Origin of the sequence: Achromobacter sp. UBA2119 (assembly GCF_002331005.1) — a bacterium.
GTDB lineage: Bacteria > Pseudomonadota > Gammaproteobacteria > Burkholderiales > Burkholderiaceae_B > Achromobacter > Achromobacter animicus.
The window spans coordinates 1-24,969 of the sequence record NZ_DCYD01000006.1 but is presented as its reverse complement, the minus strand read 5'-3'; the positions used below and the strand labels follow the sequence as shown (position 1 = coordinate 24,969).

Below are 24,969 nucleotides of genomic sequence, written 5' to 3'. Positions count from 1 at the left end.
CTGTATGCCAATTGGAACACTGGGAACTCCGTAATTCTTGCAGGCTCGATTATGACCGAAACCGAATTTCTTGCGTTGATCGACCAGGTGCTGGACAGCATCGAAAGCCAGGCCGATGACTGGGCGGCTTCGCTCGACGTCGATGTCGAAACCAGCCGCAGCGGCAATGTGCTGACCATGGTTTTCGAGGACAACACCCACGTCGTGGTGAACAGCCAGGCCGCCATGCAGGAGCTGTGGGTCGCCGCACGCAGCGGCGGCTTCCACTACCGCTTTGATGGCCAGCACTGGAACGATACCCGGGGCGGGCCGCAGCTGCCGGACGCCCTGTCTCAGATCTGCTCCGCTGCCGCCGGCGTCCCCGTGACGATACGGCTGTAAAAAAGGCCGGCCCAGTGGGCCGGCCTTTTTGCATCAGAAAGGAATCTTCTGCGACCAGGGCGTGGTGGTTTGCGTTCCCACGCCCGGCGCGACCTTGATCCGGGTGTCCTCGCTGGAGCTGCTGCTCAGGCCATTCAGGAATTCACCCAGCGTGTCGGCTTCGGGCAGTCCGAGGCGCGCCACGGCCTGTCCCGGCGGAAACTCCGAGAAGTAGAACTCGCCGTTCTCGACGAGTAGGCCGTCCGGACGCGGACGCTGCTTTTCTTCCGGCACGCCCTTCAGCACGCTCTGCATGTAGTCCACCCAGATCGGCATGGCGACGCCACCGCCGGTTTCGCGCGAACCCAGCGACTTGGGCTGGTCAAAGCCCAGCCAGGCGGTTGCCGCCAGCGTCGGCGTGTAGCCCGAGAACCAGGCGTCCACGGATTCGTTGGTCGTGCCCGTCTTGCCGGCGATGTCGCCGCGCTTGAGGAGCGCCCGGGCGCGCGCCGCGGTGCCGTACGTGGTGACGCCGCGCAGGATGTCGTCCATGACCCAGGCGGTGCGCGGGTCGATGGCGCGGGCTGCCGCGTCGCCGGCCACAACCGGCTTGGATTGCATGATGACCTTGCCGCTGCTGTCGGTGACACGGTCGATGAGATAAGGCGTGACGCGGTAGCCGCCGTTGGCGAACACCGAGAAGGCGCCGGCCAGTTGCAGCGGCGTGACCGAACCTGCGCCCAGCGCCAGCGGCAGCACGGCGGGCTGGCGCGCCTTGTCAAAGCCGAAGCGGGTCAGGTAATCCTGCGCGTACTGCGGGCCGATGGCCTGCAGGATGCGGATCGACACCATGTTCTTGGACTTGTACAGGCCTTGGCGCAGCGTCAGCATGGGCTCGTACTGGTTCCCGTAGTTCTTGGGATTCCAGGCCTTCGAGCCGGTTTGCGCGGCGGTCAGTTCGAACGGCTGGTCCGAGATCTGCGTGCCCGGCGTCAGGCCGCGTTCCAGCGAGGCGGCGTAGATGAAGGGCTTGATGTTCGAGCCCGGCTGGCGCCATGCCTGTGTCACGCGGTTGAAGTTGCCGCGGTAGAAATCGAAGCCGCCGACCATGGCACGGATGGCGCCGTCCTGCGGCGACAGTGCGACGAAGGCTGCCTGCACCGACGGCAGGTTGATGATTTCCCAGTTGTCGCCAAACTTGCGGATGTAGACCACGGAGCCGCGCTTGATGCGCTGTTCGGGCTTGGCCTTGTCGTTCAGCGCGCGAGCCACGACACCCAGCACCTTCTTGTCCGTCACGGTGATGACTTCGCGCGAGCTGCGCGCCAGCTTCACTTCGGTGGGGCTGGCCGACAGCACGACCGCGGTCAGCAGGTCGCCGCTGTCCGGGAACTTGTCGAACACGCCGTCCAGGAACTCGTCCAGCGCGGCGGGGTTGTTCTCGGTGCCGGCGGGCAGGTCCAGCTGTTCCTCCGGGCCGGGGTAGGGCGCGCGGCGCGTGTATTCCAGCACGCCTTCGCGCACGGCGCGGTACGCGGCTTCCTGGTCCTTGGACTGCACGGTCGTGTAGATGTTGATGCCGCGCGAATACACGTTGTCCTGGTACACGTTGTAGAGGAGCTGGCGCGCCAGTTCGGCCACGTATTCGCCATGGATGGAATAGCCGCCGGCCGGGGTGCCTTCGGCGGACTTCATGACGATGGGCTGCGCCATCGCCTGCTTGTATTCGGGTTCGGTCAGGTAGCCCAGCGAGTGCATGCGGCCCAGCACGTAGCGCTGGCGGAGTTCGGCGCGGGGGCGGTTGGCAATGGGGTTGAAGCGCGAGGGGGCCTTGGGGATGCCGGCCAGCATGGCGGCTTCGGCCGGCGTGATTTCGGACAGCGGCTTGCCGAAATACGTGCGCGACGCGGCCGCAAATCCGTAAGCGCGATGACCCAGGTAGATCTGGTTCATGTAGAGCTCGAGGATCTGGTCCTTGGTGAGCTCGGATTCAATCTTGAAGGTCAGCAGCAGTTCGTAGAACTTGCGTGAATAGGTCTTTTCTGACGACAGGTAGAAGTTGCGCGCGACCTGCATCGTGATCGTGCTGGCGCCCTGCGTCTTGGACATGTTGATCAGGTTGGTCAGGCCGGCCCGCACCACGCCCATCCAGTCGATCCCGCCATGCTGGTAGAAGCGGTCGTCCTCGGCCGCCAGGACCGCCGATTTCATGACGTCCGGGATTTCGTTGAAGCGCAGCACGTTGCGGCGTTCTTCGCCGAACTCGCCGATGAGGACGCGGTCTGCGGTGTACACGCGCAGCGGCACCCGCGGACGGTAGTCCGTCATGGCGTTCAGGTCGGGCAGGTTGGGCCACGCGAGCGCCAGCGCCATGCCCGCGAGCAGGACGCCGCACAGGAACAGGCCGGCGAAAAGGATGCCGGTTTTAACGAAGAACCGCAGTATCGGGGAGCCGCTGCTGGCGGGCTTGTCTTTCTTGGAGGAATTCTGGGGCTTGCTCATCGCGGCGATTTTACGGGTATCTCCGGTCCCGCCTCATCGTGGCGGATCGGTTTCTGTAACAAAATAGGTCAGTGTGGTGCGCGGGCAACTGCGGCAAATGTGATAATGCCGCCATGAACTTTGCCGCTAACTCATGTCCGGAGGCAGCCCCGGACCCGGCGCGTGCCGACGCCGCGCCTGAAAGCCAGCCCTGCGCCGTCGAGTGCACGGGCAAGACCGCGTCGTTGCCGCACGACCTGCCGGTATTTTTGGTCGGAATGATGGGCGCGGGCAAGACAACCATAGGCCGTAGCCTGGCGCGCGCGCTGGGGCGCGACTTTATGGATCTGGATCATGAGCTCGAGGCGCGTTGCGGCGTGCGGGTGCCGGTAATCTTCGAAATCGAGGGCGAAGCCGGTTTTCGTCGCCGAGAGTCCGCCGCCTTGGAAGAGTGTACCCAACGGCGCAACATAATTCTTGCAACGGGCGGCGGCGCCATCCTGGACGCCGGGAACCGGCAGCTTCTGCACGAGCGCGGCATCGTCGTCTATCTGCGCGCCAGCGTGGACGAATTGTTCCGCCGGACCTGCCGCGACCGCAACCGGCCCCTCCTGGCCACCGCCGACCCGCGCGGCACCCTTCGCGACCTGATGACCCGGCGCGAGCCCCTATACAAGGAAGTCGCCGACCTGGTGGTGGAAACGGGGTCAATGCCCATCCACACCCTGGTCAAGGCGCTGCTGCCGCAATTACAAGCATTCGAGAAGCGCATATGAACGTTGTTGACGTTGAAACTCCGGGCGGAAGCTATCCGATCCACATCGGACCGGGCCGTCTGGACTCCCTGGATCAATGCATTCCCGCGGACGCCACCGCGATTGCGGTCGTCACCAATCCGACCGTGGCGGCCCTGTATGCCGAACGCGCCGAAGCCGCGCTGGCGCGCACGGGCAAGCGGGTGCTGCGCATCGAGCTGCCCGACGGCGAGGCCTATAAGGACTGGCAGTCGCTCAACCTGATCTTCGACGCGCTGTTGGGCAATCGCCTGGACCGGCGCTGCGTCCTGGTGGCGCTGGGCGGCGGCGTCATCGGCGACATGACCGGTTTTGCCGCGGCCGTGTACATGCGCGGCGTGCGTTTCCTGCAGGTGCCCACCACGCTGCTGGCGCAGGTCGACTCCTCGGTGGGCGGCAAGACGGCCGTGAACCACCCGCTGGGCAAGAACATGATCGGCGCCTTCTACCAGCCGATCGCGGTCGAGATCGATACCGACGTGCTGGGCACCCTGCCGGCGCGCGAGGTCTCGGCAGGCTTGGCCGAGGTCATCAAATACGGCCTCATCCTGGATCCGGAATTCTGGCGCTGGTGCGAGGACAATGCGCAAAAACTGCGCGCCCTGGACCCCGAGGCCGTCACGTATGCCATCCGCCGCTCGTGCGAGCTGAAGGCGCAGCTGGTGGGCAAGGACGAGCGGGAATCCGGGCTGCGCGCCATCCTGAACCTGGGACATACATTCGGCCATGCCATCGAATCGGGCCTGGGCTACGGCGCCTGGCTGCATGGCGAGGCCGTGGGCTGCGGCATGGTGCAAGCCGCTGAGCTGTCGGCCGATGTGGCCGGCTTTGATCCCGCCGACGTCGAACGCGTTCGCGCGCTGGTCCAGGCCATCGGCTGCCCGACCGTCGCGCCGGACCTGGGCGCCGACCGTTGGTTGGACCTGATGCAGGTGGACAAGAAGACCGAAGGCGGCTCGATCCGCTACGTGCTCATGACACGCATCGGTGAAGCCCTGATGCGGCCGGCTCCCGACGACGCGGTGCGCGCCGTGCTGGCACGAACCACCCAGTAAACGCAGTGAAGGACGGTGTTGCAGATGAATGAACTGGCTTCCTATGCTTCTCACCCGTCCCGATCGCGCGGCCGGGCGCATGCCGAGCCGCCACCCGAGAACCGCACGGAATTCCAGCGCGACCGGGATCGCATCGTCCATTCCAGCGCCTTCCGGCGGCTGGAATACAAGACGCAGGTCTTCGTCAATCACGAGGGTGATCTATTCCGCACACGCCTCACGCACAGCCTGGAAGTGGCGCAGATCGCGCGCACGCTGGCGCGCAGCATGGGGCTGTCCGAAGACCTGACCGAAGCCATTTCTCTGGCCCACGACCTGGGGCACACGCCGTTCGGCCATGCCGGCCAGGACGAGCTGAACGCCTGCATGCGCGAACTGGCGCCGGAGGCGGGGGGCTTTGAACACAACCTGCAAAGCCTGCGGGTGGTGGATGAGCTTGAAGAGCGCTATGCCGACTTCAATGGCTTGAACCTGTGCTTCGAGACGCGCGAGGGCATTCTCAAGCATTGCTCCGTGGCCCATGCACGGGTGCTGGGAGATGTCGGCGAACGGTTTCTGAACCGTACGCAGCCGTCGCTGGAGGCGCAGCTTGCCAACCTGGCCGACGAGATCGCCTATAACAACCACGATGTAGACGACGGCCTGCGGTCCGGGCTCATCACGCTGGATCAGTTGAAGGAAGTGTCGATCTTCGAGCGCCACCATGCGTACGTGGTGGACCGCTATCCCGGTCTGGCGCCGCGGCGCGCAGTCGCTGAAACGATACGCCGCATGATCAACACGCTGATCGTCGACCTGACCCACACGTCGCTGGCGCGCATCCGCGACGCGGCGCCGGCCAGCGCGGACGACGTGCGCCGCTCGCCGCCGCTGGCGGGGTTTTCCGACGAGATCCGCCGCGAAGCCGACACGCTGAAGAAATTCCTGTTCGACAACCTGTACCGCCACTATCGCGTGCTGCGCATGACGCGCAAGGCGCGGCGCATCGTGCGCGAGCTGTTTGCGGTGTTCCTGGATGATCCGCGTCTGCTGCCGCCCGATTACCGGCGCGCGCAGTTCAACGAACAGGCGCGTGCCATTTCGGACTACATCGCCGGTATGACCGACCGCTACGCCATCCGCGAACACAAGCGGCTGTTCGACATGGCGTAGGGTTCCGCTGTCAGCGGCGCTTGCGGTAGGGCTCGTCGGCCTCGACGAAGGTCGCTTCGGCCAGCGCGTCCCGCGTCCATTCCTGCATAGCCGGCAGCGCCAGCACAGCATCCATGTACTCGCGCACCGGACCTGCCGCGGCGATGTTGTAGGTCTTGAAACGCGAGACCACCGGCGCAAAGAAGGCGTCGGCAATGGAGAACCCGCCAAACAAGAAAGGGCCGCCCTGGCCGAACTGCACACGCGTTTCCTGCCAGATGGCCTGCACGCGCGCGACGTCCGCGAGCGCCGCTTCGGGGAAGTCGATGCCCGGCAAATCGGCTTCGACATTCATCGGCATGGCTTGGCGCAGCGCGCCGAAACCGCTGTGCATCTGCGCGGCCAACGAACGCGCGCGGGCACGGGCCTTGGCATCTTTCGGCCACAAGGCGGCCTCCGGATGACGCTCGGCGGCGTACTCGCAGATGGCCAGCGAGTCCCACACGGCGAAATCGCCGTCCAGCAGCACGGGCACCAGGCCGGCAGGCGACACCGCCGCGACACGCTTGGAAAACTCCTCGGTGAACAGGCCGACCTTCTGCTCCGTGAACGCAATGCCCGCGGCGCGCAGCGCGATCCACGGACGCATGGACCAGGACGAGTAGTTCTTGTTGCCGATGATCAGGGTGTACATGCTGGCTTTCCATTGGATGGAGTGGGGGTGTTCAGTCGCCCGGCTTGCGGCGCAAAAGCTTGCCCAGATACTGGCCGGTATGGCTGGCCTGCGTTGCTGCCACGATTTCCGGCGTGCCTTGCGCCACGACCCTGCCGCCGCCGTCGCCGCCTTCAGGACCCATGTCGATAAGCCAGTCGGCCGTCTTGATGACGTCCAGGTTGTGCTCGATGATGAGCACCGTGTTGCCGGCGTCCACCAACTGATTGAGCACCTGAAGCAGCAGTTCGATGTCGCGGAAATGCAGGCCGGTCGTCGGCTCGTCCAGGATGTACAGCGTGCGCCCGGTGCTGCGGCGCGACAGCTCCTGCGAAAGCTTCACGCGCTGCGCCTCGCCGCCGGACAGCGTGGTCGCGCTTTGCCCCAGGCGGATGTACGACAGACCCACGTCGATCAGCGTATGCAGCTTGCGCGAGATGGCGGGCACCGATTCGAAATATTCGAGCGCCTGCTCCACCGTCAGGTCCAGCACTTCGCTGATGTTGCGGCCGCGGTAGCGGATTTCGAGCGTCTCGCGGTTGTAGCGCTTGCCGTGACAGACGTCGCAGGGCACGTACATGTCGGGCAGAAAGTGCATCTCGACCTTGACCACGCCGTCGCCCTGGCAGGCTTCGCAGCGGCCGCCCTTCACGTTGAAACTGAACCGCCCCGGGTCATAGCCGCGCGTGCGCGCTTCAGGCACGCCGGCGAAGAGTTCGCGGATCGGCGTGAACAGCCCCGTGTACGTGGCGGGATTGCTGCGCGGCGTGCGCCCGATGGGGCTTTGATCCACGCTGATGATCTTGTCGAAGTTCTCCAGCCCCTGCATCGACACGTAGGGGGCGGGCTCGCTCTGCGCGTGATGCAGCTGGCGCGACACGGCCACCGCCAGGGTGTCGTTGATGAGCGTGGACTTGCCCGAACCGGACACGCCGGTCACGCAGACTAGGCGGCCGGCGGGCACGTGCAGGTCGACGTTCTTGAGGTTGTTGCCGGTGGCGCCGGTGAGCGTCAGCCACGGCAGTTCGTCGTCGACGGGGCGGCGCTTCGGGATGGCGATGGCGCGCGCGCCGCTCAGGTATTGGCCGGTCAGCGAATTGGGATCGCGCTGCACGGTCTCGGGATCGCCTTGAGCGACGACTTCGCCGCCGTGCTCGCCCGCGCCCGGTCCCATGTCCACGACCCAGTCGGCCATGCGGATCATGTCCTCGTCATGTTCGACCACAATGACGCTGTTGCCGAGATCGCGCAGGTGCTGCAGCGTGCCGATCAGGCGGTCGTTGTCGCGCTGGTGCAGACCAATGGAGGGCTCGTCCAGCACGTACATCACGCCCGTCAGGCCCGAGCCGATCTGGCTGGCCAGCCGGATGCGCTGCGCCTCGCCGCCGGAGATCGTGTCCGCGCTGCGGTCCAGCGACAGGTAGTTCAGGCCGACGTTGTTCAGGAAGCTCAGCCGGGCCTCGATCTCGCGCACGATGCGCTGCGCGATCTCCTGCTTGGCGCCCGTCAGGTTCAGGTTGCGGAACCAGTCCAGGCAGCTGGACAGCGGCATGGCCTCGACTTCGTAGATGGCCTGGCCGTGGCGTTCGCCGCCGCGCGGGTCATGGCCGATCAGCACATTGCGCGCTTCGGGGCGCAGGCGCGAGCCGGCGCAGTCGGGGCAGGTCTTGATGTTGCGGTACTTGCCCAGTTCCTCGCGCACCGTCGCCGAGTCCGTTTCGCGCCAGCGGCGCTCCAGGTTCGGGATGACGCCCTCGAAGGTGTGGCGCTTGACGGTGCTGCGGCCTTTTTCGTTCAAGTACAGGAACGAGATCTCTTCCTCGCCGGATCCGTACAGGACCTTGTCGCGCAACGCTTCGGGCAGGTCTTCAAAAGGCGCCTCGATGTCGAATTCGTAATGCGCGGCCAGGCTGGTCAGCAGCGAGTGGGTGAAGGCATTGCGGCGATCCCAGCCGCGGATCGCGCCGGCGGCCAGGCTGAGTTCCGGAAAGGCGACGACCCGCTTGGGATCGAAGAAGCCGACCTGTCCGATGCCGTCGCAACTGGGGCAGGCGCCCATCGGATTGTTGAAGCTGAACAGGCGCGGTTCGAGTTCGGGCAGGCTGTGGCTGCACACCGGGCAGGCGTAGCGGCTGGAGAAGACCTGTTCGCGCTCGCTGTCCATGTCCAGCGCCAGGGCGCGGCCTTCGGCGAGCTGCAGTGCCGTCTCGAAGCTTTCGGCCAGGCGCTGCTTGCTTTCGGGCTTGATGCGCAGGCGGTCGATGACGACGTCGATATCGTGCTTCTCGGTCTTCTTCAGCGGCGCCATGCCGTCGATTTCCACCAATTGGCCATCGACGCGCAGACGAACGTAGCCCTGCGCCTGCAGGCTGGCGCATTCGTCCTCGAAGCTGCCTTTCTTGCCGCGCGCAATGGGCGCCAGCACCGCCAGCCGCGTCTCGGGCGTCCAACCCAGCACGGCGTCCACCATCTGGCTGACGCTCTGGGCCTGCAGCGGCAGGCCGTGGTCGGGGCAGTAGGGCGTGCCGACGCGCGCGTAGAGCAGGCGCAGGTAGTCGTGGATTTCGGTGATGGTGCCGACCGTGGAGCGCGGGTTGTGTCCCGCGGCCTTCTGTTCGATCGAGATGGCCGGAGACAGGCCCTCGATGAGATCCACATCCGGCTTGTCCATCAGTTGCAGGAACTGGCGGGCATAGGCCGAAAGGCTTTCCACGTAGCGCCGCTGGCCTTCCGCGTACAGCGTGTCGAATGCCAGCGAGGATTTGCCGGACCCGGACAGGCCAGTGACGACCACCAGCTTGTGGCGCGGCAGGTCCAGCGAGACGTTCTTGAGATTGTGGGTGCGAGCACCCCGGATGCGTATGGTCACGTCGGTATGGGTAACGTCCAGTTGCGTCGTCGATGACGCCTTTGATCCCGCGCACCCTTTGGGCGCATTTAAGCGATTTCAAAGGCCAACTTGGTACTATAGCGCGCCGAATCCTCTCGCGTTCAAGGCCGTTCATCCGGTTGGACTGGCCCGAGGCCGGCGCCGCACCGCAAGCATCAGACCGTGAGCGTATGACATGAGAAGCATGCGCGCCGCCCTAGTCATCGTTGAAATTTCCGCATGCCGGCAGATAAAAAACTGAAATTGACCTCCTCCGAGCGCCGCGCCAGCGTGGCCCTGGCCGGCCTGTTCGCCGCGCGGATGCTGGGGCTGTTCCTGTTGCTGCCGGTTTTTGCCGTTGCCGCAAGCGGCATGCCGGGCGGCGACGATCCTGCCCGCGTGGGGCTGGCGCTGGGCATGTACGGCCTGACCCAGGCGTTCATGCAGATTCCCTTCGGCCTGGCGTCCGATCGCTGGGGGCGCCGTCCGGTGGTGATCTTCGGGTTGTTGCTTTTTATCGCCGGCAGCATCGTCTGTGCGCAGGCGACGGACGTCTTCTGGATCACCATAGGCCGCGCCATCCAGGGCGCCGGCGCCATTTCCGCCGCGGTCACCGCCTGGCTGGCCGACGCCACCCGCGACGAGGTGCGCACGCGCGCGATGGCGATGGTGGGCGCATCGATCGGATTGTCGTTCGCCGTGTCCCTGGTGCTGTCGCCGGTGCTGGTGGGCTGGTGGGGGCTGTCGGGCCTGTTCTGGACCATCGCCTGCCTGGGCGTCGTCTGCCTGGCCGTGGCGCGCTTCGTGGTGCCCGTGGTGCCCCGCACGCAGGCCCGCACGATGCAGGCGGCCAAGCCGCGCGAGGTCCTGACCCATCGCGACCTGTTGCGGCTGAATTTTGGCGTCTTTGTCCTGCATCTGATCCAGGTGTCGCTGTTTGTCGTGGTGCCGGCGCTGCTGGCCAAGGTCGGCGGACTGGACGCGCGCGACCTGTGGAAGGTCTACCTGCCGGTCATCCTGGTGTCGTTCGTGCTGATGGTGCCGGTGGTCTTCGTGGCCGAAAAGCGCCGGGCGCACCGCGGCGCGCTGCGCGCGTCGGTGGCCGGCCTGGTGCTCGTGTGCGCGCTGCTGCCGGCCGCCAGCCACGGCTTTTACACGCTGGCCATCGCGCTGACCGGATTCTTCGTCGCCTTCAATGTGCTGGAGGCGCTGCAACCGTCGCTGGTCTCGCGCGTGGCGCCGCAGGCCTACAAGGGATTGGCGCTGGGCTTCTACAACACCGCGCAGGCCGCGGGCCTCTTCGCGGGCGGCGCGCTGGGTGGCTGGCTGGCGGGGCATTCGGGCGCCAGCGCGGTGTTCATCGGCGCGGCAATCCTGTCGGCCGTGTGGCTGGCGGTCACCTGGGCGCTGCGGCCGCTGGCCTGACCCCTGCGGGCTTTCCCGCAGGATTGGTAAAGTCGCGGATCTGGCCCCGAACGGCGTCCAACAGCGCCGAAATGGTTTGCCTGCGGTGATCGATTTGTCACTGATCCCGTTTGGCGCGGCGGGCGCTTTCGTCGATAATACGCATCAACACAGGCTTCACCTGGGCATCGCCGGTCATCGCTTCGATGACCGGCGAGTTTCATGAAGCCGGTCTTCAACATCGCTTTTTTATGTTGTTGCCGGCGCGCTCGCGGCAACGCTAGTCGCAGGCTGTCAACAACAGAGGGACATCGGCATGGCATCGGTTAACAAAGTCATACTCGTGGGCAATCTGGGTCGCGACCCGGAAGTCCGCTACAGCCCCGACGGGGCGGCAATCTGCAACATGTCGATCGCCACGACCTCGTCCTGGAAGGACAAGGCCAGCGGCGAAAAGCGCGAAGAAACGGAATGGCACCGCGTCGTCATGTACAACCGCCTGGCTGAAATCGCCGGCGAATACCTGAAGAAGGGCCGCTCGGTCTACATCGAAGGCCGCCTCAAGACGCGCAAGTGGCAAGACAAGGACACCGGCGCCGACCGCTACAGCACCGAAGTCGTCGCTGACCAGATGCAGATGCTGGGCGGCCGCGAAGACGGCGGCGGCGGCGGTGGCGGCAACTACGGTGGTGGCGGCTACGACGACGCGCCGCGCCAGCAGCGCGCTGCTCCGGCCCAACGCCCGGCGCCTCAGCAGCGCCCGGCTCCCGCAGCGGCCCCGGCCAGCAGCGGCGCCAACCTGGCGGACATGGACGACGATATTCCGTTCTAAGCGTCGCCCCGCGTTACGTATGTTCAAGACCCCGGCTTTCAATGGAAGGCCGGGGTTTTGCTTTTAGGGAACACGGGGCGACGCAGCCGCGCCTCAAGGGCTAGGGACGGTCCGCGCCAGCGATTTCCTTTGCAGGACCTGGCTGAAATGCCTCAACCAGAAAATCGATAAACGCCCGCGGGCGAGCCGTCTGGTTGCGGCGCTGCGGGTAATAGACGAACAGATCCGCCGACGGCAACGCGAAGTCGGGCAGCACCACCCGCAGCCTGCCGCTTTCCAGATACTTGGCCAGATCCCATTCCGACCGGATGAGGATGCCGTGGCCGTCCAGGGCCCAGCCCAGCACGATGTCGCCGTCATTGCTGGATAGCCCGCCTTCCACCTTCACCACTTCGACGCGGCCTTTGTGTGTAAACCGCCAGACGCCGTGCGCCTCGTCGTTTTGCCGGTGAAGAATGCACTGGTGATGCGCCAGGTCGGCCAGTGTTGCCGGCGTGCCGTGTGCCTTCAGGTAGCGGGGCGACGCGCACAGAAAGCGCCGGTTGGTCATGATGCGCCGGGCGGCGAGGCGCTTGTCGGGCAGTTCGCCGAAGCGGATGGCCAGATCGAAGCCGCCTTCCACCAGGTCGATGGGCCGGTCCGTTACCTCCAGTTCTACCTGCACCTGCGGATAGCGCTTCGCAAAGTCGGAGACCAGCGGCGCGATGGTCGTGCGGCCGAATCCCAGCGTGGCGTTGACGCGGATCAGGCCGCGCGGCTGGGCGCTGCTGCTGGACACCACGTCTTCCATCTCGCGCAGGTCCGCCAGGATCCGGGTCGCATAGGCCAGGTAGGTCTCGCCCTCATTCGTAAGGCTGATGCTGCGCGTGGTGCGGTTGACCAGTCGCACACCCATGCGCTTTTCCATCAGGGCCAGGCGTTTGGTGGCCGCCGGTGGCGTCAGATCCAATTGCCGCGCCGCCGCGGACAGGCTGCCCAGCCGGGCGATCAGCACGAAGAACTGCAGCTCGGAGGCAAGGTCGGCTTTCACTGAAAGTAAATAATCAAATGAACTTGGGTGAATTCTAGGGCAGGGATGCGCCACTAATCTATCGATTCCCGATGCGACCCAACCGGAGACAAGCCATGAGAATCGTCGACATCCGCGAGCAGACCCTGCCCATCAGCTCGCCCATCCGCAACGCCTACATCGACTTCAGCAAGATGACGCTGAGCCTGGTCGCCGTGATCACCGACGTGATCCGCGACGGTAAGCAGGTGGTCGGGTACGGCTTCAATTCGAATGGCCGCTATGGACAGGGCAAGCTCATGCGCGAGCGATTCATCCCGCGCGTGCTGGAAGCAGACCCGGACACGCTGGTGGACGCCACGGGGCGCAACCTGGATCCGCACAAGGTCTGGGACGCGATGTTCAAGAACGAGAAGCCCGGCGGCCACGGTGAGCGGTCGGTGGCGATCGGCACCATCGACATGGCCGTGTGGGATGCGGTCGCAAAAATCGAAGGCAAGCCGCTTTTCCAGTTGCTGGCCGAACGCTACGGCAATGGCCAGCCGGACCGGCGGGTGTTTGTGTACGCGGCCGGCGGCTACTACCACCCAGGGCAGGACCACGCCGCGCTTAAAGACGAAATGCGCAGCTATCTCGATCGCGGCTACACGGTCGTGAAAAAGAAGATCGGCGGCGCGTCGCTGGACGAGGACCTTCGCCGGATCGACTCGGTGCTGAGCGTGCTGCAGGACGGCCAGAAGCTGGCTGTGGATGCGAACGGGCGGTTCGACTTGGACACGGCGATTGCCTACGCCAAGGCGCTGTCGCAGTACGACCTGTTCTGGTACGAGGAGCCGGGCGATCCGCTGGATTTCGAACTGCAGGCGACGCTGCGCAACTACTACGACAAGCCCATGGCGACGGGCGAAAACCTCTTTTCGATGCAGGATGCGCGCAACCTGATCCGCTATGGCGGCATGCGCGCCGACCGCGATTATCTGCAGTTCGATTGCGCGCTCAGCTATGGGTTGGTGGAGTACCTGCGCACGCTCGCGATGCTGCGTCAGCACGGCTGGTCCGCGAGCCGCTGCGTGCCGCATGGCGGGCATCAGATGTCGCTGAACATCGCGGCGGGTCTGGGTCTGGGCGGTAACGAGAGCTACCCGGACCTGTTCCAGCCCTTTGGCGGCTTTCCGGATGGGGTGAAGGTGGAGGCCGGCTACGTCACGATGCCGGACCTGCCGGGCATCGGCTTCGAGGGCAAGTCCGATCTGTACGCGGTGATGCAGGCGCTGTCCGCTTGATTGCCGGCGACGGCGGTCCCGTTGGCCGCGCCAGCGGGAACCGCCGTACCGCACTGATTCAGGCCGTCACGCCGCGTCCGATGTGGTTGGCCTGCGTCGCGACATAAATTGTTTCACTTTACCCGCTTGCGTCGTCTATCTAGTAGTAGGTAAGATTCATCCCATCGACGCAGCGCAAACAACAAACCGCCCGGCGCCGAAATCAGAAATACAGTAGGACCGCTTTTTTATTTCCCTCGACATCTACCTACAAGTAGATAGCTAACTGAAACACATACTGCATCTAAAACTGGAGATTGACCGTGAAGACCCTCGTATCCGCCCTGATCCTTTCCGCTTCCTTCATCGGCGCTGCCCAAGCTGGCGAACTGGACTATCCGCCTGAACTGAACACCCAAAGCACGGTGACCCGCGCTCAAGTGCAGCAAGAATTGGCCGCCGCCCGCGTCAACGGTGAACTGGCATTCGGTGAAGAAGGCTACGCCGCCGCCCCGATCGCCTTCACCAGCGACAAGACCCGCGCTCAGGTCAAGCAAGAACTGGCTGCTGCCCGCGCTCAAGGTCTGACCGACGGTGGCGAACTGGACTACCCGCCCGTTCAAGGCTGATTTTTTCGACCAAACCTCTATCTATAGATAGATAGCTTCAACCCAACAACGCAACACTGCATTTCAACCAAACTGACTGGAGATTTCTCATGAAGACCCTCGTTTCCGCCCTGATCCTTTCCGCTTCCTTTATCGGCGCTGCCCAAGCTGGCGAACTGGACTATCCGCCCGAGCTGAACACCCAAAGCACGGTGACCCGCGCTCAAGTGCAGCAAGAACTGGCCGCCGCCCGCGTCAACGGTGAACTGGCATTCGGTGAAGAAGGGTACGCCGCTGCCCCGATCGCTTTCACCAGCGACAAGACCCGCGCTCAGGTCAAGCAAGAACTGGCTGCTGCCCGCGCTCAAGGCCTGACCGACGGCGGCGAACTGGACTACCCGCCCGTTCAAGGCTGATTTTTTCGACCAAACCTCTATCTATAGATAGATAGCTTTAACCGACAACCACGCAGCAACTGCAGCAACTCAACCATTCTGGAGATTTCTCATGAAGACCCTCATTTCCGCCCTGATCCTTTCCGCTTCCTTCATCGGCGCTGCCCAAGCCGGCGAACTGGACTATCCGCCCGAACTGAACACCCAAAGCACGGTGACCCGCGCTCAGGTGCAGCAAGAACTCGCCGCCGCCCGCGCCAATGGCGAACTGGTGTCCGGTGAAGAAGGCTACGCCGCCACCGCCTTTGCCCACGCTGGCGACAAGACGCGCGCTCAGGTCAAGCAGGAACTGGCGGCCGCCCGCGCCCAAGGCCTGACCGACGGCGGTGAACTCGACTACCCGCCCGTGCAAGGCTGAAGCAGATGGCAATCAAAGCGGACCCCGGGGGCGGGATTCTTGTCCCGGCCGGAGTCCGCTGGCACGGTCGGTGACATGGAATGGCCCGCTCGGTAACTGCCGATAAGGGACCCTCCCAATGACGAACCGATCTATTAGTAGGTAATATGCCGCCATGGATACCCCGACTTCCAATACCACTCGCGAACTGCTTCTGGCGCACGCCGAGAAGCTGATCCGCATGCGCGGATGCAACGGCTTCAGCTACCGCGACCTGGCTGAGCATGTGGGCGTCAAGACGTCCAGCATCCATTACTACTTTCCAGGCAAGGACGACCTGCTGTACGAAGCGGTCGAGGCCTACAGCACGCGCGCACTTGGCGCGGTGCGCGGAATCGACACCGCGCAGCCGGCGCAAGCGCAGCTTGAAAAATATCTGTCGATGATGGAATCCGCCGCCTGCGGTTCCGGTGAACTCTGTCTGGGCGGCATGTTGGCCGCCGACGTGATGAGTTTGTCGGAACGGGTCCGCGGCGCGCTGCAGGGATTTTTCCGCGCGCACGAAGCGTGGCTGGCCCGCGTGCTGGCCGAGGGCGCGGCGCAAGGCACGCTGAAGTTTTCCGGCACGCCCGAAGCAGCGGGGCGTGCGGTGTTCGCGACGATCCAGGGCTGTCTGCTGGTGTCGCGCCTGTTCCAGCAGCCGCCCGCGTTGTGCGAAGCGATCAGCGCGCTTTACGTTGAATGCGAAGGCAAGACGGGCCACGGCGCCTGAACTCCACGCGCTGACTTCGCTGTTCACCGTTTCACGGCCGCCTTGCTGACGCAGGCGGCCGTTGTGTTTGGGCGCGCCGACTGCGCGTCGCCGTCTTACGCCAGCGCGCGCGCCATGTCGGTGCTGGTGCGTTCCTGCACGCCGAGATCCCGCATGCGTTGCAGAAAGCTCGACTGTGCGTTCGCAAAGCCCGCGACGGGACTCATGCAGTCCGTCAGCAGCACGATGCGCGACAGGTTGCCGCCGGGCAGGTGCTCGGCCAGGTGTTCGACGGTGGCCTTGACGCAGTGGCTGCCGGCCTCGCCCGCGATCAGGATCAGATCCGCGCGGTCCAGTGAGTCCAGCAAGTCGCGGTTGAGCTGGCTGCGCGGATCGTCGGCGTCGGGCACCTCAGCCATCAGCGCGCTGTAGTGCTCGGTCCAGGGGTTGGCGCCCTTGGGCACCTTGCGCACAATGAACTGGCGCTCTTCTTCCCAACGACCATACGCGGCGCGCACGTCGGGATGCACGTTATGACCCCACGTGCCGATCTCGCAATGCACCGGCCACGCCATCAGCGTGTAGCGGCCCCGCGCTTCGAGTTCATCCAGGTAGTTGAGCGTGCGCGGCAGGTCGTCGTCATGGCGCGGCACGAATTCGCCGGCGCGCAATTGCGCCGCCGTGATCGGCGTGAAGGGCGCGACCGGGTCGCCATTGCCCGCGCGCCAGAATGTGGGGTGCGCAATGTCCAGACGATGATGCGAATCCAGCGTAACCGTGATCGACGAGAGCACGGGGGCCGTGGCGTCGATGAACCGCGCCAGCCGCTGCATGTCTGCGTGGGCGCCTGCGATGGGCAGCGCGGGCGCAACCGCCAGGCCAGTCAGCGGGTCGAGGGGCCGGTACGACTCGGGCAAGTCGCAGAAATCGTTTTGCGGGTCGACGATCAGCAGGTGAATGGTGCGCGGCATGGTGGGGGGGGGGCGGGGTCTTAGAACAGCACGAGGTGTTCGGCGCGGTCGGGCAACTGGCGCAGCAGCAAGCGCCATTGGCGCCAAAGGATGGACGATACGCCTAACGCGCCTAACGGAATAAGAATCCACATGGCCTGCTCCTGTCAATATTCGCACGGTCGTGCGAAATTAAGCGAAAGTAAAGCCGGCACAACGCCGGCTTCGGGGATTACTCGATGTACTTGAAGCTGCGATACGTGGAGATAAGACGCTCGTAGCCGACCTTCACGCGTTCGTGCGCCTTCGGGTCACGCAGGAACCGCGCGTCGTGCATCAGGCCGATCATCAGGCTGTAGACCTCGAACACAAGCTGTTGCGGGTCCGTGTCGGCGCGCAAGTGGCCGGCTTCGAGCGCCTGGTTCACCGTGCGCACCATCGCGGCCCGCCAGCGCTTCAGGTTGTGTTCCAGCACCGCGCGCAGCGGCGAGTCGACGTCGTCGTATTCAAATGCGCCGGCCACGTAGATGCAGCCGGTCAGCGTCTCGACATTGCTGGCGCGGTCGATCCACAGCGACACCAGCGCGTTCAGGCGCGGCAGGCCGCGCGGGTAGGCCATGGCAGGCGTGAAGACCGCTTCGACAAAGCGCCGGTCGTATTCGTCCAGCACCGCCTGCTGCAGGGCTTCGAGCGAGCCGACGCGCGAGAAGACGCCGCTCTTGCTGATGCCGAGCCGCTTGGCGACCTGGCCCAGCGAGAGGCTTTCCATGCCTTGCGCGGCAGCCATGTCGAGCGCAGTGTTCACGATGGCCGCGAAGGTGAGTTCGCTTTTCTCGGTTTTTGCTGTCATGGCGGAAATTTAGCACGATCGTGCGAAAACCAAGGGGTTTTAATCGGGGAGGGATGAGGCAGCAAGACACCCCCCCGCCCCGATGCAAATTCAGACCCGAAAAAAAAGCCGGACGGCATTGCCGTCCGGCTTTGGTCAAGCGCGGCGCTGAATCAGGCGCGCGCCGCCTTGTACTCCAGGCGGTACTTGTGCAGCAGCGGCTCGGTGTAGCCGTTGGGCTGGGTCAGGCCTTCGAACACCAGGGCGCACGCGGCCTTGAATGCCAGCGACGTGTCGAAGTTGCCAGCCATCGGCTGGTAGAGCGGGTCGCCCGCGTTCTGGCCGTCGACGACCTTGGCCATGCGCTTGAAGGTCTCGGTGACCTGATCGCGGTTCGTGATGCCGTGGCGCAGCCAGTTGGCGATGTGCTGGCTGGAAATGCGCAGCGTGGCGCGGTCTTCCATCAGCCCCACGTTGTGGATATCGGGCACCTTCGAGCAGCCCACGCCCTGGTCGATCCACCGCACCACGTAGCCAAGAATGCCCTGCACATTGTTGTCCAGTTCCTGCTGGATGTCGGCGGCGGACCACTTGGCGGGATCGCCGACCGGCACCGTGAGCAGGCCATTGAGCAGGTCGTCGCGCACGCTGTCCAGCTTCGTGCGTTCGAGTTCCTGCTGGACCGCCTGCACGTCGACCTGGTGGTAATGCAGCGCATGCAGCGTGGCAGCGGTGGGCGAAGGCACCCAGGCGGTATTGGCGCCGGCCTTGGGATGCGCGATCTTTTGTTCGAGCATGGCGGCCATCAGGTCGGGCATGGCCCACATGCCCTTGCCGATCTGGGCGCGGCCGCGCAGGCCGGCGTCCAGGCCCACCAGCACGTTGTTGCGTTCGTAAGCGGTGATCCACGCGCTGGACTTCATGTCGCCCTTGCGCAGCATGGGACCGGCTTCCATGCCGGAGTGCATCTCGTCGCCGGTGCGGTCCAGAAAGCCGGTGTTGATGAAGGCCACGCGCGAGGCGGCAGCTTCGATGCAGGCCTTGAGGTTGACGCTGGTGCGGCGCTCTTCGTCCATGATGCCCATCTTCAGCGTGTTGCGCGGCACGCGGATCAGGTCTTCGACGCGGTCGAAGAGTTCGCTGGCGAATGCGGCTTCGGCGGGGCCGTGCATCTTGGGCTTCACGATGTAGACGGAGCCCGTGCGCGAATTGAGCTTGTGCTTGCGGTCCTGCACCGCGGCCAGGCTGGTGACGACGGCATCGAGAATGCCTTCGGGGATTTCCTGGCCGTCGCGATCCAGCACGGCCGGGTTGGTCATCAGGTGACCCACGTTGCGCACGAACATGAGCGAGCGGCCATGCAGCGTCAGCGCCGAGCCGTCCGGCCGCGTGTAGTTGCGGTCGGCGTTGAGCTTGCGGGTGAAGGTCTTGCCGCCCTTGGTGACGTCCTCGGTCAGGTCGCCCTTCATCAGGCCCAGCCAGTTGCGGTAGATCTGCACCTTGTCGTCGCCGTCGACGGCCGCGACCGAGTCTTCGCAGTCCATGATCGTGGTGAGCGCGGCCTCGACCACCACGTCTTTCACACCCGCCGCATCGGTGGCGCCGATGGTGCTGGCGCGGTCGATCTGGATTTCGAAATGCAGGCCGTTGTTCTTGAGTAGGATCGCCGTGGGAGCGGACGCGTCGCCTTGGTAGCCGACGAATTGCGTGCCCGTCTTCAGGCCGGTCGCGCCGGTGGCAAGCGCCACGCGAAGCTGGCCGCCTTCGACCGTGTAGCCCTTGGCATCCGCATGCGAGCCCTGCGCGAGCGGCGCCGCGGTGTCCAGGAAGCTGCGCGCGCGGGCGATGACGGCGGCGCCACGTTCCGGGTTGTAGCCGCGGCCCGTGTCGCCGGGCGTGGCAGGGATGGCATCGGTGCCGTACAGGGCGTCGTACAGGCTGCCCCAGCGCGCGTTGGCGGCGTTCAGCGCATATCGCGGATTGGACATCGGCACGACGAGCTGCGGGCCGGCCTGCTGCGAGATCTCGGTGTCCACGTTGTCGGTGGTGGCGCGCACGGTGGCAGGCTGCGGCAGCAGGTAGCCGATGCCTTCGAGGAACTTGCGGTAGGCGGCGGGATCCGTGATGGGACCGGGATGGGCGCGATGCCAGGCATCGAGTTCTGCCTGCAGGCGATCGCGTTCGGCGAGCAAGGCCCGGTTCTTGGGCGCCAGATCGTGCACCAGGGCCGCGAAGCCTTGCCAGAAGGCGTCGGCCTCCAGGCCGGAACCGGGCAGCGCTTCCTGTTCAATGAATTGACTGAGATTGGCCGCCACTTGCAGGCCGTGGTGCTGGATGCGTTGAGTCATGCGGTTCTCTGGCGTTGAGTCAAGCTGACCGGCGCGGCGCGCCGGGTGAGGGGTGCTGACATCATCGTCCGCGACCGCGCCGATGTCCATACGGAAACCCGCTGGTCATACCAGTTTGTGTGGTGCGCGCCGGGCAGAGCGCCGATTTTTATGGTTTGATATCAGCCACTTACCTAGGCAAGGCCGAGCCGCGCAAGCGCCGACCGCGCATGGTCATACCACTGGTGCGGAGTTTGCATGCACGCGGAAATTGAAGAAAAGCCCCGTCAGGTGGCCGATGAAGTCGCCGAACGGATCGAGCGTCTGATTCTGGACGGCGTCCTCAAGGCGGGCCAGGCCCTGCCGTCCGAGCGGCGCCTGACCGAAAAGCTGGGCGTATCGCGCACGGCGCTGCGCGAGGGCCTGAAGCTGCTGCGCGCCCGCGAGATCATTCACACGGCGCAGGGCAAGGGCTCGTTCGTTGCGCGCATCTCGAAGGTGGACGCCGGGCCGCTGATGCACCTGTTCAATTCGCAGCCGCGCACGCTGTATGACCTGCTTGAAGTGCGGTCGCTGCTGGAGGCCGAATCGGCACGGCTGGCCGCCCTCCGCGGGACCGAGGCCGATTTCATCATGATCCGGCGCCGGTATGACGAGATGGTGTCCGCGCAGGGAGCCGCCACCGATACCGCCACCCACGCGCATCTGGACCACGCTTTTCATCTGGCGATCTGCGAGGCCTCGCACAACCCTGTGCTGGTCCATACGCTGCAATCGCTGACGGATCTGCTGCTGGGATCGGTGTTCGCGTGCGTGAACAACCTGTACCACCGCGAGCCCGAGAAGCGCCAGATCGACCGCCAGCACACGCGGCTGTTCAACGCGGTGATCGGGCGCCAGCCAGAGCAGGCGCGCAAGGCCGCGGCCGACCATGTGGACAGCGTGCGCCAGAGCCTGTCGGATATCGAGCAGGAAGAGCAGCGACTGGTGCGCGCGACGCTGCGTCTGGAAGGCTGGACGTAGCGCCGCGCTGGCGGCGACGATGCCGGCTGTGATGACGGACTCAGCGATCGGCCACCGCGCACCCGGCCAGCGCCAGCGGTTTGCCCGCGTAAATGCGGCCGAATCGGTTGTTGAGCAATGCCTCAAGGCCAATCGCCTCTTGCCCCACGAAGCCCTGCTGCGGCAGAACGCCGTGCGCCACCAGATCCAGGGCCGCGCAAATGCCTGCGGCCGTGGACAACTGGATTGCGCTCAGGCGGTGGCCGTCGACTTCCGCGCCGAAGACACGAATCGGATACGACTCTTCTTCCAGACGGCCGTGGCGGTAGCCGGACGCCGATGCCTGGATCACGATCACGTCCTGTTCGGTAGTGGGGATGGCCGACTCGAAGATGTCCTTGAGCAGGTCGCGGCGGTCGCGCAGGCGCAGGTCATTGAGCAGCAGCTTCATGATGTTGCAATGGCCGGGATAGCGCACTGACTTGTAATCGACGTTGCGCGCGCGGCCCAGCAGCGTCGCGGGCAAGGTGCCCAGGCCGCCGGAGGTGTTGAAGGCTTCGTACTCCACGCCGTCCAGCGCAAAGGTTTCGTAGCCTTCCAGTGCGGGCACGCTGGTCAGTTGGCCGTCGACGATCGCCTCGCACGGATTGCAGTATTCGTTGATCAGCCCTTCGGTGCTCCACGTCAGGTTGTAGCGCAGGCTGTTGGACGGATAGCGCGGGAGTGCGCCGACGCGCATGCGCAGATCGAGCAAGGTGTCGAAGCGGCGCGCCAGCGCGTTGCCGACGATGCCGATGAAGCCGGGCGCCAGACCGCATTGCGGCATCAGCACGCCGCCGGTGTCATGGGCCAGCGCCTGGATCGCGTGCGTGCTGGCCACGTCTTCGGTCAGGTCGAAATAATGTACGCCGGCCTTGGCGCACAAGCCCGCCACCGCAATCGCGCGATGAAAGGGCAACGCATTGACCACCGCGTAGGCGCCTTCGATGCAGCGCGCCACGCCGGCATCGTCGCTAACCTGGCGCGTCTCGCAGCCCAGTTCGGCAAGCACGGCCAGCCGGCTGGCGTCCTGGTCCGCGACGAGGACGGAATAATCGCCGCTGCGTTCCAGCATCAGCGCGATCGCAAAACCGATTTTTCCGGCGCCCAGTAGAACGATGGGCTTGGTGTGCGTGGACATGGTGCGGCTCCTGCAATGAGAGGGAAGGGAAGTGGCCCCATCCTATGCGGGAGTGCTGTCGATTTGTAGCGGCTAAACCGTCGAATCGGCTTCAAGTCACGTCGATATGACCGCTGAAGTGGTCGAAGCGTCAAAGAAAAAGCCCTCTGGCTTGTGGCCAGAGGGCTGCCTGGTAGCGATTCACGGCCGGCGTGGCCCGTGGATCAGCTGCCCAGGTGGGGGGGATAGTCCAGGTTGCCGAAGGTCACCAGGCCTTCGGTCTTGGCTTGTGCCAGTTGCGATTCGACTTGGGCGCGGCTCAGCGACGTGGCGGAAGCCGAGGCGGCGACGGGCGGGTAGTCCATGTTGCCGAAGGTCACTTGGCCGGCGTTCTTGGCCTGGGCCAGATCGGCTTGGACTTGCTGCGAGGTCAGGCTGGAATGTTGGGCGATGGGGGCGGGGTAGCCTTCTTCGCCGAACGTGTATTGGCCCGAAACCTTGGCTTGTTGCAGTTCAGCTTGAACCTGAGCGCGGGTGGGGGCTTGGTCGGCTTCGGCGGCTTGAGCGCCGGCAGCCAGAACGGACATGGACAGCATCAGTGCGGTAGCAAGGGTTTTCATGGCAGACCTCCGAGTCTTGTGAGCTTGGGATTCAAGCCCCAGGCCTGACTGCCTGGGGCTCGCTTGCTGTGTCCCGATGAGAGGCATTCTGTGCCTAAATAACCCTGGGATAAACCCTTATTACCTGAAAACATCTTTCCAAAATAATGGCTAATCGGTTTGGATTGTCCATGTTGGCGCCATGGGTGGCGATATTTCCATTGCATGACGCGTCAGATATCCGGGCCTTGGAGGTCGGCTCGACGGCGAATGGGAGGGCGACTGGAGGAGTGGGCGCGCGGCCGGCTCGGGGCAGGCAGAGGCGGACATCGGAGGAGGCGCGGCGAGGGGGCGGCCGCAGGAGAGTGGGAGATAAGCGGCGGCCAGCGCGCGCGACGCCCTGGCTCGCGGGCACGTCAGGTCAGCGGTTCAGGTCGGCCAACGCGTCGTTGTATTCGGCCTGTGCTTCTTCAAGCTTGCGTTGGGCCTTGTCGATCTTGTCCTGCTTGCCCTTGGCTTTCGCCTCTGCCAGCTCTTGCTGGCGTTCGGCCACTTTGGATTGCTTCTCGCGCACGTCGGCCTCGCGCTGCGATTGCAGGCGGCTGTCGGTGCAGCTTGCCTTGGCTTCGGACAGCGCCTTGCGCAGGCCCGCCTCGCGGCGCGAGTTATTCTGCGCCTGCGCGGCGGCGATGTCGTTTTCGATGTGGCAGAACTTGGCCGCGCAACCGCGCAGCGGCGCGCAATCGGTGGCGGCTTGTGCGGGCAGCGTGGCGAAGAGGGCGCACACGGCGGCGGCGGTGGTCAGGGATTTGATCATTGCAGGCATGCGGTGACTCCGTGACGTGGGGCGGAAGGCCCATCATCGCCGGAGGCCGTCAATCCCGCAAATGCACGGCCTGAAAGTACCGCCCGGAAGTACCGCCCGAAAATACCGCTCGAAAGTACCGCCCGAAAGCGCGGCTCGAAAGCGCGGGACGCGCAGACGTCGCCATGTCGCGTTTGCGCGCCGCTTCAACCGCGCCGCATCAGCGGATCAACGTGCCCGCCAATGCCGCGGCAACCAGCAATGCGCCCAGCCACAGGTTGGCGCGGAACAGCATGAAATTGCGGTGGGGATGCTGGATGTCGAACACCTTCAACTGCCAAGCCAGATGCGCGGCCACGGCGACCATGCCGGCCTGATAGGCCCACGACAGGCCGATGGCATAACCGCCCCAGGCCCACAGCAGCACGGTGCCTGCGTAGAACCCGCCAATCCAGAGCTTGCCCTGGTCGCCGAAGCGCATCGCGGTCGAGTGCAGGCCGACGCTGCGGTCGTCGCGCACGTCGACGTAGGCATAGATGCTGTCGTAGCCCACCTGCCACAGCACCGCGCCCAGCCACATGGCGATGGCGGCGAGCGGCACGTGGTTTTGCGTGTCCGACCAGGCCATCAGCATGCCCCAGTTGAAGCAGATGCCCAGCACGACCTGCGGCCAGTAGGTGACGCGCTTGCACAGCGGATAGATGAAGACGAAGGGCAGCACGGCCACGGCCAGCCAGCGGCTCATGTCATTCAGGAAGAACAGCAGCGATCCGCAGACCAGCAACTGGCCCAGCAGGAACCACACGGCGTTCTTCATCGACAACTGGCCGCTGGTCAGCGGACGGAAGCGCGTGCGCTCGACGTGCTTGTCGAAATCGCGGTCGCACATGTCGTTGACGGTGCAGCCGATGCCGCGCATCAGCAGGGCGCCCAGCGAGAAGACGATAAGGCGTTGCAGGTCGGGCAGGCCGCCCGCGGCCTGGACCAGCGCGGCAATGGCCGGCAGCAGGGTCAGCCAGGTGCCGATGGGGCGATCCAGGCGGCACAGCCGCGCGTAGGGCCGCCACGACTTCGGCAGCCAGCGTTCGACCCAGTCGGTGAAGACGATGTCACTGAGATCGGCGGGGGATTGTTGCGAAGCGCTCACTGTCACGGTCACAAGTGGTCGGGAAAGCCGACAGCATAAAACAATCTATGGTCAGCCCGATTTTTGCAAACGGGTTCGTGTTGACGTAAAT

The 24,969-nt window shown here is 64.9% G+C and carries 23 protein-coding genes; 12 read left to right on the top strand and 11 right to left on the bottom strand.

The window, feature by feature from the left end; translation table 11 throughout:
- Positions 1-51 precede the first annotated feature (51 nt).
- Positions 52-381 (top strand): iron donor protein CyaY, encoded by a 330-nt coding sequence (cyaY, locus tag B3098_RS03395; RefSeq protein WP_175124771.1) that lies wholly within the window; start codon positions 52-54, stop codon positions 379-381.
- A gap of 33 nt (positions 382-414) precedes the next feature.
- Here cyaY and B3098_RS03390 read toward each other — a convergent pair whose 3' ends face one another.
- On the bottom strand, positions 415-2,862 hold the full coding sequence (locus tag B3098_RS03390) for a penicillin-binding protein 1A (protein WP_175124770.1): 2,448 nt from the start codon (positions 2,860-2,862) through the stop codon (positions 415-417).
- Between the two features lie 113 nt (positions 2,863-2,975).
- On the opposite strand from B3098_RS03390, the gene B3098_RS03385 reads away from it, so the two are divergent.
- The 3 genes from B3098_RS03385 to B3098_RS03375 are packed head-to-tail and all read left to right on the top strand — an operon-like array spanning position 2,976 to position 5,842.
- A complete protein-coding gene (locus B3098_RS03385) occupies positions 2,976-3,617 on the top strand; it encodes a shikimate kinase (RefSeq protein ID WP_175124769.1) in 642 nt (213 codons plus the stop codon).
- Positions 3,614-4,690: a 3-dehydroquinate synthase gene (gene aroB, locus B3098_RS03380; protein ID WP_286890871.1), complete on the top strand. Its 1,077-nt coding sequence runs from the start codon at positions 3,614-3,616 to the stop codon at positions 4,688-4,690. Before B3098_RS03385 ends, aroB begins: the two co-directional genes overlap by 4 nt.
- A gap of 24 nt (positions 4,691-4,714) precedes the next feature.
- Positions 4,715-5,842 (top strand): deoxyguanosinetriphosphate triphosphohydrolase, encoded by a 1,128-nt coding sequence (locus B3098_RS03375; RefSeq protein WP_175124767.1) that lies wholly within the window; start codon positions 4,715-4,717, stop codon positions 5,840-5,842.
- Between the two features lie 10 nt (positions 5,843-5,852).
- Here B3098_RS03375 and B3098_RS03370 read toward each other — a convergent pair whose 3' ends face one another.
- A complete protein-coding gene (locus B3098_RS03370; RefSeq protein WP_286890867.1) occupies positions 5,853-6,515 on the bottom strand; it encodes a glutathione S-transferase family protein in 663 nt (220 codons plus the stop codon).
- Positions 6,516-6,546: 31 nt separating this feature from the next.
- Positions 6,547-9,402: an excinuclease ABC subunit UvrA gene (gene uvrA, locus B3098_RS03365; protein ID WP_239216363.1), complete on the bottom strand. Its 2,856-nt coding sequence runs from the start codon at positions 9,400-9,402 to the stop codon at positions 6,547-6,549.
- Between the two features lie 240 nt (positions 9,403-9,642).
- Here uvrA and B3098_RS03360 point away from each other — a divergent pair, with 240 nt between their 5' ends.
- Positions 9,643-10,827: an MFS transporter gene (locus B3098_RS03360; protein ID WP_286890861.1), complete on the top strand. Its 1,185-nt coding sequence runs from the start codon at positions 9,643-9,645 to the stop codon at positions 10,825-10,827.
- Between the two features lie 295 nt (positions 10,828-11,122).
- Positions 11,123-11,638, top strand: a complete 516-nt coding sequence (gene ssb / locus B3098_RS03355) for a single-stranded DNA-binding protein (protein WP_175124763.1) — start codon at positions 11,123-11,125, stop codon at positions 11,636-11,638.
- Positions 11,639-11,738: 100 nt separating this feature from the next.
- Here ssb and B3098_RS03350 read toward each other — a convergent pair whose 3' ends face one another.
- A complete protein-coding gene (locus B3098_RS03350) occupies positions 11,739-12,668 on the bottom strand; it encodes a LysR substrate-binding domain-containing protein (RefSeq protein WP_286890858.1) in 930 nt (309 codons plus the stop codon).
- A 95-nt stretch (positions 12,669-12,763) separates the two neighbouring features.
- Between B3098_RS03350 and B3098_RS03345 the strand changes: the two genes are divergently transcribed.
- The 5 genes from B3098_RS03345 (at position 12,764) to B3098_RS03325 (ending at position 16,081) form a co-directional block, all read left to right on the top strand.
- Positions 12,764-13,930 (top strand): mandelate racemase/muconate lactonizing enzyme family protein, encoded by a 1,167-nt coding sequence (locus tag B3098_RS03345; RefSeq protein WP_286890856.1) that lies wholly within the window; start codon positions 12,764-12,766, stop codon positions 13,928-13,930.
- Between the two features lie 302 nt (positions 13,931-14,232).
- Positions 14,233-14,538, top strand: a complete 306-nt coding sequence (locus B3098_RS03340) for a DUF4148 domain-containing protein (protein ID WP_175136911.1) — start codon at positions 14,233-14,235, stop codon at positions 14,536-14,538.
- A gap of 89 nt (positions 14,539-14,627) precedes the next feature.
- Positions 14,628-14,933, top strand: coding sequence for a DUF4148 domain-containing protein (locus B3098_RS03335; RefSeq protein ID WP_175136911.1), 306 nt, complete (start codon positions 14,628-14,630; stop codon positions 14,931-14,933).
- A gap of 91 nt (positions 14,934-15,024) precedes the next feature.
- On the top strand, positions 15,025-15,330 hold the full coding sequence (locus B3098_RS03330; RefSeq protein ID WP_175124758.1) for a DUF4148 domain-containing protein: 306 nt from the start codon (positions 15,025-15,027) through the stop codon (positions 15,328-15,330).
- Between the two features lie 154 nt (positions 15,331-15,484).
- The gene (locus tag B3098_RS03325) at positions 15,485-16,081 is read left to right on the top strand and encodes a TetR/AcrR family transcriptional regulator (RefSeq protein ID WP_175124757.1); all 597 of its coding nucleotides are present in this window, start codon (positions 15,485-15,487) and stop codon (positions 16,079-16,081) included.
- 95 nt (positions 16,082-16,176) lie between these two features.
- Here the strand turns inward: B3098_RS03325 and B3098_RS03320 are convergent, their stop codons facing one another.
- The 3 genes from B3098_RS03320 to B3098_RS03310 all read right to left on the bottom strand — a co-directional run bounded on the left by B3098_RS03320 (position 16,177) and on the right by B3098_RS03310 (position 20,187).
- Positions 16,177-17,031, bottom strand: coding sequence for a cysteine hydrolase (locus tag B3098_RS03320; protein WP_286890847.1), 855 nt, complete (start codon positions 17,029-17,031; stop codon positions 16,177-16,179).
- 211 nt (positions 17,032-17,242) lie between these two features.
- On the bottom strand, positions 17,243-17,860 hold the full coding sequence (locus B3098_RS03315; protein ID WP_286890845.1) for a TetR/AcrR family transcriptional regulator: 618 nt from the start codon (positions 17,858-17,860) through the stop codon (positions 17,243-17,245).
- Between the two features lie 152 nt (positions 17,861-18,012).
- Entirely contained in the window at positions 18,013-20,187 is a 2,175-nt protein-coding gene (locus B3098_RS03310; RefSeq protein WP_286890843.1) for a malate synthase G, read from the bottom strand.
- Positions 20,188-20,424: 237 nt separating this feature from the next.
- On the opposite strand from B3098_RS03310, the gene glcC reads away from it, so the two are divergent.
- The gene (gene glcC / locus B3098_RS03305) at positions 20,425-21,189 is read left to right on the top strand and encodes a transcriptional regulator GlcC (RefSeq protein ID WP_286890841.1); all 765 of its coding nucleotides are present in this window, start codon (positions 20,425-20,427) and stop codon (positions 21,187-21,189) included.
- 40 nt (positions 21,190-21,229) lie between these two features.
- Here the strand turns inward: glcC and B3098_RS03300 are convergent, their stop codons facing one another.
- From B3098_RS03300 to ubiA, 4 genes are all read right to left on the bottom strand, one after another.
- Positions 21,230-22,348 carry a saccharopine dehydrogenase family protein gene (locus tag B3098_RS03300; protein ID WP_286890838.1) on the bottom strand — a complete coding sequence of 373 codons (1,119 nt, stop codon included), beginning with the start codon at positions 22,346-22,348 and terminating at the stop codon, positions 21,230-21,232.
- Between the two features lie 203 nt (positions 22,349-22,551).
- On the bottom strand, positions 22,552-22,947 hold the full coding sequence (locus B3098_RS03295; protein WP_175124752.1) for a DUF4148 domain-containing protein: 396 nt from the start codon (positions 22,945-22,947) through the stop codon (positions 22,552-22,554).
- A gap of 400 nt (positions 22,948-23,347) precedes the next feature.
- Positions 23,348-23,752 carry a DUF1090 domain-containing protein gene (locus tag B3098_RS03290; protein ID WP_286890831.1) on the bottom strand — a complete coding sequence of 135 codons (405 nt, stop codon included), beginning with the start codon at positions 23,750-23,752 and terminating at the stop codon, positions 23,348-23,350.
- A gap of 199 nt (positions 23,753-23,951) precedes the next feature.
- Positions 23,952-24,878, bottom strand: coding sequence for a 4-hydroxybenzoate octaprenyltransferase (gene ubiA, locus B3098_RS03285; protein WP_286890828.1), 927 nt, complete (start codon positions 24,876-24,878; stop codon positions 23,952-23,954).
- Positions 24,879-24,969 lie beyond the last annotated feature (91 nt).